This window comes from Aphanizomenon sp. CS-733/32 (assembly GCF_028330045.1).
Taxonomy (GTDB): domain Bacteria; phylum Cyanobacteriota; class Cyanobacteriia; order Cyanobacteriales; family Nostocaceae; genus Dolichospermum; species Dolichospermum gracile.
Genome location: NZ_JAQMSE010000113.1, coordinates 1 through 8,744 on the forward strand (window position 1 = coordinate 1; position 8,744 = coordinate 8,744).

Sequence of the window (8,744 nt, forward strand, 5' to 3'; positions counted from 1 at the left end):
CCTATAACCTGTCACCCGTCACCCGTCACCTCCCCTTACAGACAACTGTTTCAGCAAGTCCTACATATCTCGATTTTGCCTGTTCACTTACTGAGATAAATCGCTAACCTCATAGTTAATAAAAAGCGCTGCTGATTTCACCTGAGTTCGACATAAGATAATTTTTGGAAAACTGCCCCAAATATGAGTCTCAAACCCTGATGATCTCGTTGAAAAAATCATAACTCTGTTCGCGTAGCGTCTCCGAAGGAGAAACTCCTAACACCGAACTCAGGTGATTTCCTGTTTTCACATTTACAAAATCAGCAACGCCTATTTTATTAGATAAACAGTATCAAATACCGACTACTTACACAGCTTCAGTATTCTTTTCTCCTGTTCTAATCCTCACAATTTGTTCAACAGGGGAGATAAAAATTTTACCATCACCAATTTCACCAGTGCGGGCGGCGGCGATAATTTTATCTACAACCATATCAACTTGGGCATCTTCAACCACAATTTCCACCTTCAGTTTTTGGAGAAACTCCACAGTATACTCCGAACCCCGATAGCGTTCAGTTTGACCCTTTTGCCGTCCGAAACCCCGAACTTCAGAAACTGTCATCCCGACGATGCCCGCATTAACTAAAGCGATTTTCACTTCATCCAATTTAAATGGACGAATAATGGCTTCTACTTTTTTCATTTTTTTGATTCCTGACTTCTAATAACGTCGTTTATATATCTAAGCAGATTCATTGTCTCACGCTGTGAATATAGCCATAGTGATTTAATTTCAGCCTGATGTATGGGATTTCACACTTTTTTTACATTTCCCATTATGGACTATTTTTTGGCAAAAGTGATCACTTCGCCTGTCCCAGACTCTGCCAGTCAGCGATCGCCTGTTCCGTCCATAGCCAATTTTGTGATAACCTCTCAACAGTAAAGTCTGCTGGTGCATTTTGAATCACCATCTGCCGCAATTTAATCGCTTCCTGTAAATATTGCTGGCGTTTATCAGCAGGTTGATTCTTGGCCGATTTATATAAACCCAACGCTAACCCAGCATAAGCCGTCAAAGCCTGCGGTTCTCCCGCTATTTGGGGATATTTGATCGGACCTGAACCCTGATGCTGTTGAGGTTTTAAAGCCAAACTCAGAGACTTAAACCAAGCATCATTAGCATAATTGAGATTATTCTCCGCATAATAGGCAAATCCCAAAGAATTATTATACAAAAGAGAATCTGGCTGATTTTGGACAGCCCTAGCCCAATAACGACGGGCATCATCAATACTATACTTATTATTTTTCGTTTGGACTAACTGCCAAGCCAAACGCCCCCGGAAAAAGTTCACAGATGGATTTTCAGCATCCTCAACAGGAATCAAATTTAAAGCCGTTTCCGCAGCCGTAAAAGCCCCACGATTCAGTAATTCATGAATAGCATCCAACCCAGACTTTAAATTGCCTTGACTCAACTGTGCCGTAGCCGTAGCCGTAACAATTCCCGTAGATGAATTAGCTAAATTAATGGATGGATACTGATTACTCGTGAAATTTTCTCCAGGAACAGGCGGAACATCAGAAGACTTCTGTGCTTGTCGTTGATGCCACCACCAACCAATCCCCACAATTATAGTAATTACACCTGCTCCCACCAAACCATATAATGACAATGGTGATTTTATCCGGTGAAAGGGATGACCCTTGGGAGTGACAGGTGACGGTGATAACCGAGGATTTACCTCACGCCGCCCAAACTTCAAAGGAGTTGGCGTAATGTGAGTTGGCACATTTCCCCAATCTAAATTTTGTTTCGTGGGGGCAACCTGCATTTCCGACTGATAATGATGATTCTCCTCCATTAGTTCCGCCTTCATACTTGGTTCTTCTGCTTTAGTCACCGGATTGCCAAGCTGACGAAACAAATCAGAAACTATTGCCGAGTCCTCATTATAGCTAGAGTCATCATCCTCAATCTCATCCACAAGATCACCCCAAGTATCTTCCCCTAGCCAGTCTACCTCCGTCGTTTCCTCCCCAAAATTAGGATTAAGAATATCATCTATAGCCATCAGACTTTCTAGATTACTGGCTACAGCAGAATAATTATCACTATTAGTCAGCTTAGGCGGCTGATACTCGTTCAGCAACTCAGAATAGCCAGATAAATTTTGTGGTGTCAAACAACCATCAAATTCTCGCTGAAGATACAAAATCGGCAAGGCCCAGTACATCTGTTGAGAACCATAGGCAGAAATTAAACCTTGACGGACTCGACTTACACATAAATCTAAAGCGTAGCCCTGACCCAAATTGCGGTAAAATAACTGTGTCAGGGTCAGTGCCACCTCATCAGGGATGCGTTCTGACATCGCCAAAATACTTCTAATTCCTCGTTTTACCAAACTTTCAGTTAAATTCCGTTCCCCTGAGTCTTCCGCTACCTCAGACCTCGCCCGATATGCCCCCAAACAGGAGTTAAACACTGCTACTTGAATATTATTATTCACTAGTAGCCCAGCTAAATCATCTCCATTGAGAGTTTCTGTTAAACCAGTTTTTTTACTCACTAAATAAATTTGTCCACCATTGCCACCCAAATTGCTGTGACCAGAATAGTGGAGAATATGGTAATGTCCCTGTTCTAAGGCTTGGGTAAGTTCTTCCCTTCCCGGTTGATCTAGAACAGTTAACTCAATTTCTGGGAGATGATGATTACCATCAGCTACTTTCAATGCTTGGCGGCGCAGTTCTGCCTTGAGATTAATGGCTTCTTGTTTGAGTAAATCCAATCGGACTAAATCAGTAGGCGCGGAAATAACCATTAACACTCTTATCCCCCGTACTTCCGGCGACGCAGGCAGATTATGAGTTGGTAATGGCGATGGTGGGGCAATCCCACTTTGGTAACGGGCAAAGGTAATATAAGGCCCAGTAGCTAAAGGGCGATCGCCCGCGTGCATAATTTCCCACGGTAACCGCGCCAACCGCGTATCCTTCAGTCCCAATCTTAGCCGCAGTACCTGTTGGTGATTTTGGGCAATACCTTGGGCAGTAATCCAACTATCCCGCAGCGTTCCCTGAAACAACGCATTATACAAATCTTGTCCCAAGGCTACCAAGTTAACAGAGTTTCTGGCTACCATATTCCCCTGCAACACCGACTGCAAAGGATCATCCATTAAATCCCCTGCGGCAGTCAACCACTCAGCCACAGGCCAATGCACCAGTTCTTCTGCCACCGGCACCCCAGGCGCAACTTGTTCCGTCCTCACCAGATAGTCATTTTGCCCCACCGGCGTTGCGGAAAGGTGAAATTCCTGGGTCACAATTTCTGCTCCATAAAACTTAGACAATGCTGATAGGACAACGTGGCGCAAGCCATACATTGCTGTTTATTTCCCGCCTCCACCAAGGTAGAATACTACTTCTTGTCCACGGGCGTAACTTTCGGATCAGCCAACCGTACAAATTCCTTTCGTACATTTAGCAGGTTATAACTCACATTTAAATCTCTATCCATTGTAATTATATGCCCTAAACATTAACTGTTCTGGCATCGGTAAACATGATCCCGTTCACCCCAGAAAAAGGAATATAGAACAATTATCAGTATTGCCTTTGAGAATAATGTCATAAGTGACTAATCCTGCCAATACCTTAGATGTCTTTTGCCATTCTAATGTTTCAGATATGTTTAACAAAGGTTTTATACCTATTGGGCTGCCCTCAGTTTATCCGGATTGCTTGATCCCCGTAAAGAACTGTTTATTGGTAGATGCACCTTGATCTTCAATCCCCCTAGTTGACTAAAATTCACTAGGGGTTTTCTTTTTTCATTTTGGTAAATAAAAAACGTTCCTGGGTGACAAGAACGTTTCTAAGCATTTGTAGATAAACTATTAAGTAGATAAGATCCCAACAACCAACTCCCCTACCCAACCACCAGCCACAGGAATTTTTTCGGTATGTGACAAACAGCAATTTTTGGGTAATTTTTTCCGGAGCATAAGTTAAAAACAATGAACAGTTAACAAGTAGATGCACCCTGATAACTAACTTCCCCTAGCTGGCTAACACCTCTGGGGGTTTTTTCTTTTCCTACCGTTGTCAAAAACCTCTGGTTAGTTGACCCCTGAACTCAAAACAAACTTGTTAAATCCGCCTTATGTGAGTTAAAAATGCCCCGGTTATTTTCAGGTTTTCAGACTTCACTTTACCAACAAGTCCTAGTCTTACCAACGAGATTGCCTTGTTCTAGCCTCCAACTCACATAGGGCGTTAAATATAAATTTATCCGGAAGATCGTTATGCACTTGAGAACATTTAGTTGGTAGATGCACCCTGATAACTAAACTCCCCTAGCTGGCTAACATCCACTGGGGGTTTTCTCTGAAAAACGGAAACTCAACCTACCCTATCATCAAAACAAGTCTCTGGCAATATCCCTGCTCAACAAGTTTTTGTTTAGGAGGCAGGAGGTCGAAGACAGGAGGAGTCCACCCTTAGAAGGGTGGGATGGGAGTAGGGACGCTCTTCACTCTTGCCTTTTGCTTTACCACAACTACCATCTTCAATGCTAACCTACTTAGACTTTCGGATCAACTAATCTGACAACTTTTTCAGAATCACTTTCATTCCATTTTGATCCTTGGCTCTAACTTTAGAATGATCACTGCGATAGATAATAGGACTCTTAATTATTTCTTTATAAGAAGATAGGCTCAAAACCCCGGAATTGATACCTAAAAATCCCCTAAATTTTTATTTAGGTATCAATGTCTTTTTAGCTTTTTAGCCGGGGATGAAAGCCGTCAGAAGGAAGTAACCATAATTATAGTAAGTCACCTGAGTTCGACATAAGATAATTTGTGGAAAACTGCCCCAAATATGAGTCTCAAACCCTCATGATCTCGTTGAAAAAATCATAACTCCGTTCGCGTAGCGTCTCCGAAGGAGAAACTCCTAACACCGAACTCAGGTTAAGTCGGCTTTGACTTCTTTTCCCTGCTATAGCAACTATGAGGCTAGAAACTGATGAAGAAGGTTAATATCTACCGCTTTTGTAATTACGCTTTAATATGCCTATTATCTTGCAATCTTGTGTTGAATCAGATTTCTCCAGCTTTAACTCAAACAGTTTCTTTAATTGACCCTAGGTCTGCACCTGCTACTAACTTAATTTGGCCTGCTCAGGGTGTGCTTTCTCAAGGTTTCCGTAAATATCAACATGAGGGAATTGATATTGCGGGTGCAAAAGGGACTCCGATTTTGGCTGCTGCTGCTGGTACAATTGTCAAAGCTGGTTGGGATAATTGGGGATTAGGCAATTTTATCGAAATTAAACATCTTCATGGCAATGTGACGGTTTATGGACATAATAGCCGTTTATTGGTCAGTAAAGGTCAACACGTCAAACAAGGTCAAATTATTGCCGAAATGGGTTCAACAGGCAATAGCAGCGCTCCTCATTTGCATTTTGAATTTTATGTAGATGGTTCTTTGGCTAGTAATCCTATCAGTTTATTGCCGTCTACTAATATTGCCAAAACACCAGTAAATAAACCAATGACCCCAACTCCACAACCGATTTTATCTGTAAGTGATCATACTGATTGTCCTGGGACTACAGTTATAAATGGGGAGACGGCAACAGTTAGTATAAAAGTTTGCGAAGAAAATGGTCAGTTATTTTATTTGGGGAAATTGAAGCAAGAACCCAGTCAACTTTTAAAAATTCGGGCTTGGAAGGTTGATAATAACAAATATCAGGCAGAAAATGGTAGTTTTTCCTACTTAATCAGCCCCGGAAAAATAGAAATTTGGCGCAATGGTAGTCCCATTCGTGCGGATAGTTTTCTCACTTCTCATGGTTTAGGGAAATAAAAATACTAACCTGTTTATGTAATTGATGATTTCATTACAAATACCTGATGTGACAGTTCAAATGGCGGAATATAGTAGCCAACATATTGTCGTGAATAAGTATAAAATCAATAGAGATTAAAACTAGACAGAAGTATCGCAAAATTTCACATAAAGGAGCAGGTGATTATGGAATGTTTAGCTTATTCCTATATGTACATAGAAGATGAACAACCAAATGAGAATTTTGCATTAAATTTTTCCAAATCGTCATTTAATTGGCGGAAAATTTTTAAATCTTCTGCATGGTTAACTTTGGCTGGTGTGACTATATTACTAGCTACTGTGACTCAAATGCAGTTTGCTTCCGCGGAATATGCCAGGACTAATGGAAGTTGTCTTTATATTCGTACCGGACCTAGCACTGCAAATTCATCTGTGGACTGTGTCCGCAATGGTTCATACATTGGTGAAACAGGTAGTGTCAGAAATGGATTTGCGAGAATTTCTTCGGGACGTTACCGAGGATACTATGCGGCTGAAAGATGGATTGGTAATACTCCTGGCTATTCTCACCGCAGATATCGTTCTGGATACGGTGTTGGGGGTAGGGTAACGGTAGGATATGGCTCAAGAGGTGAACGAGTTAGAGAAATTCAAAGAGCTTTAGGGATTAGAGTTGATGGTGTTTATGGCTCACGAACTATTAACGCAATTCGTCACTTCCAAAGACGTAACGGACTGCGTGTAGATGGCGTTGTTGGTTATCAAACTCGGAGAGCTTTAGGTATTTAGGAACTGTCTAATCACTCTAATTGAAAGGTAAGAGGTAAGAAGCAATAGTTACCCATGTTTAAAAACATAACTAAAGTTGTTTTTCTGTTCCCTATTGCAGGTAGTTTTTGATAATTTGCAGAATGCGTTCTGCTGCATGGCCATCGCCAAAGGGATTAATGGCGGTGGCCATTTTGGTATAAGCGTCGGGGTTGCTGAGTAGTTCACTAGCGGCTGTGACAATATTTGCAGTTTGTGTACCTACGAGTTTGGCTGTCCCGGCGGTGACGGCTTCTGGTCTTTCTGTGGTATCTCTGAGAACTAGGACTGGTTTACCCAGACTGGGGGCTTCTTCTTGTAATCCACCGGAATCGGTTAAGATTAAATGCGATCGCTCAATAGCTCCCACTAATTCAGCATAATCCAAGGGTTCTGTCAGGAAAATGCGGGGATGACTCCCTAATAACTCTTGCAATGGTTCTCTAACTGTGGGATTTTTATGTAATGGCAGTAATAAGGCTGTATCAGGAAATTGCTCTAAAATTTGTAAAAAACTTTCGGCGATATCTTGCAAGGGTGATCCCCAATTTTCTCGTCTATGAACTGTTGCTAAAATTGTTCTATATTTATGCCAATCTAACCCAGGTATATTGCAAACTGTTTTTTTGGCAGCCACATTTAACAAGGCATCAATTACAGTATTTCCTGTTAAGTGAATCTCTCCTAATACCCCAGAATTTTGTAAGTTTTCTACAGCTAAAGTAGTTGGCGCAAAATGTAATTGTGTCAGTTGGGAAATCAACCTTCGATTAGCTTCTTCGGGAAAAGGATTAAATAAATCATCAGTTCTTAAACCTGCTTCCACATGACCTAAAGGGATTTTTTGATAAAAAGCTGCTAAGGTGGCTGCAAAAGCTGTTGTTGTATCTCCTTGGACAATTACAAAATCTAATTCTTGGGTTTGAAATAATGCTTCTAAACCTTGTAAACTTCGACAAGTAACATCACTAAGAGATTGTTGTCGCTGCATAATCTCTAAATTCCAATCGGCTTTGAGTTTGAACAATTGCATTACTTGTTCAACCATTTCTCGATGTTGTCCTGTGAGAATTACCTGCAATTCAAAGTCTGGAGAATTTTGGAAAACTTGAATTACTGGTGCTAGTTTAATAGCTTCGGGACGAGTCCCTAAAATAATGCCAATACGGTGTTGATTAGTCATTAGTTAAATAATTATAGTATGATGCATAGATTTTTCAAATTCTAAATCATCCGCTTGTCTTGCCAAAAAATCAGTTAAAACCTGACGAATTAAATTTTCTTCGGAAATGCCAAGATTATCGGATATTTTTTGCAAATTTCGGTCTTCTGTTTCCGAAAGTGAAATTAGCTTTTCTAACATTCGTAAAATTCTTTCTTAAAATCAGATAACTTAAAGACATAATAACATTATGTCCCTACAATCGCACTACCAACCCCGACTAGCAGGTAATGAAACCCCACAAACCGAGTAAACTCGTAAAAAATCTTTTAACAAGAAATCTTTATAATCCTGTGAAGTGCTTACTTACTATAGTCTAGACGAGAGAAAAGAGATAAAGCGTGCTTCCACAAAAAGAGTGATCCGAAAAATAATTATACCACTGATACAGCAATTCTCATTTTGAAACGAGTCTGCGCCATTTCAGCGAACTGCTTGCAGCAGCGCTTCGCTATCGCCGGATTTGTTAAGAATTGTAAAACCCTATGAATGTCAGGGTTTAAATGTCATGAAACCTTAAAATGAGAATTGCGGACAGATGGCTTATTTGTTTGGCTTCCACACCCGCCAGGGAATAAATTCCCTGTCTCATAGCTCAAGTCCGTTAAAACGGACTAATAAATTTTCCTGATGCTTATTCATCTTTAGATGACTTTGTCTTCCTTAACATAATCTATAGGAATAATGGCGATTTTCATATTACACTGGGATAATTGGCGATCGCATTAATAAGTTTGAGCCTGAAAATTATCGGGAATATCAAGTTCAAAAACTTGATCATGAATACGAGCCACATAAAGCCCTTCTTGCAGGATTTTTTCGCGTAATTCGTTAGACAAGTCAACAGAGGCTA

Annotated in this window: 6 protein-coding genes; 2 read left to right on the forward strand and 4 right to left on the reverse strand. The window is 40.7% G+C overall.

All coding sequences use genetic code 11. The features are described 5' to 3' along the window. Positions 1-349: 349 nt before the first annotated feature. Positions 350-688: a P-II family nitrogen regulator gene (locus PN471_RS08680; RefSeq protein ID WP_039201734.1), complete on the reverse strand. Its 339-nt coding sequence runs from the start codon at positions 686-688 to the stop codon at positions 350-352. Positions 689-848: 160 nt separating this feature from the next. Further along, entirely contained in the window at positions 849-3,320 is a 2,472-nt protein-coding gene (gene hetF / locus PN471_RS08685) for a cell division protein HetF (RefSeq protein WP_271776507.1), read from the reverse strand. A 1,708-nt stretch (positions 3,321-5,028) separates the two neighbouring features. On the opposite strand from hetF, the gene PN471_RS08690 reads away from it, so the two are divergent. Then, a complete protein-coding gene (locus PN471_RS08690) occupies positions 5,029-5,877 on the forward strand; it encodes a M23 family metallopeptidase (protein WP_271776503.1) in 849 nt (282 codons plus the stop codon). Between the two features lie 168 nt (positions 5,878-6,045). After that, positions 6,046-6,651 carry a peptidoglycan-binding domain-containing protein gene (locus PN471_RS08695; RefSeq protein ID WP_271776504.1) on the forward strand — a complete coding sequence of 202 codons (606 nt, stop codon included), beginning with the start codon at positions 6,046-6,048 and terminating at the stop codon, positions 6,649-6,651. A gap of 91 nt (positions 6,652-6,742) precedes the next feature. Here the strand turns inward: PN471_RS08695 and wecB are convergent, their stop codons facing one another. Next, positions 6,743-7,852 carry a non-hydrolyzing UDP-N-acetylglucosamine 2-epimerase gene (gene wecB, locus PN471_RS08700; RefSeq protein WP_271776505.1) on the reverse strand — a complete coding sequence of 370 codons (1,110 nt, stop codon included), beginning with the start codon at positions 7,850-7,852 and terminating at the stop codon, positions 6,743-6,745. A gap of 3 nt (positions 7,853-7,855) precedes the next feature. Then, positions 7,856-8,032, reverse strand: coding sequence for a hypothetical protein (locus PN471_RS08705; RefSeq protein WP_271776506.1), 177 nt, complete (start codon positions 8,030-8,032; stop codon positions 7,856-7,858). Positions 8,033-8,744 lie beyond the last annotated feature (712 nt).

Excerpts from the sequence above, each read along its gene's own strand:
- PN471_RS08680 (WP_039201734.1), bottom strand. The coding sequence starts at position 688 with ATGAAAAAAGTAGAAGCCATTATTCGTCCATTTAAATTGGATGAAGTG.
- PN471_RS08690 (WP_271776503.1), top strand. The coding sequence starts at position 5,029 with ATGAAGAAGGTTAATATCTACCGCTTTTGTAATTACGCTTTAATATGC.
- PN471_RS08695 (WP_271776504.1), top strand. The coding sequence starts at position 6,046 with ATGGAATGTTTAGCTTATTCCTATATGTACATAGAAGATGAACAACCA.
- wecB (WP_271776505.1), bottom strand. The coding sequence starts at position 7,852 with ATGACTAATCAACACCGTATTGGCATTATTTTAGGGACTCGTCCCGAA.
- PN471_RS08705 (WP_271776506.1), bottom strand. The coding sequence starts at position 8,032 with ATGTTAGAAAAGCTAATTTCACTTTCGGAAACAGAAGACCGAAATTTG.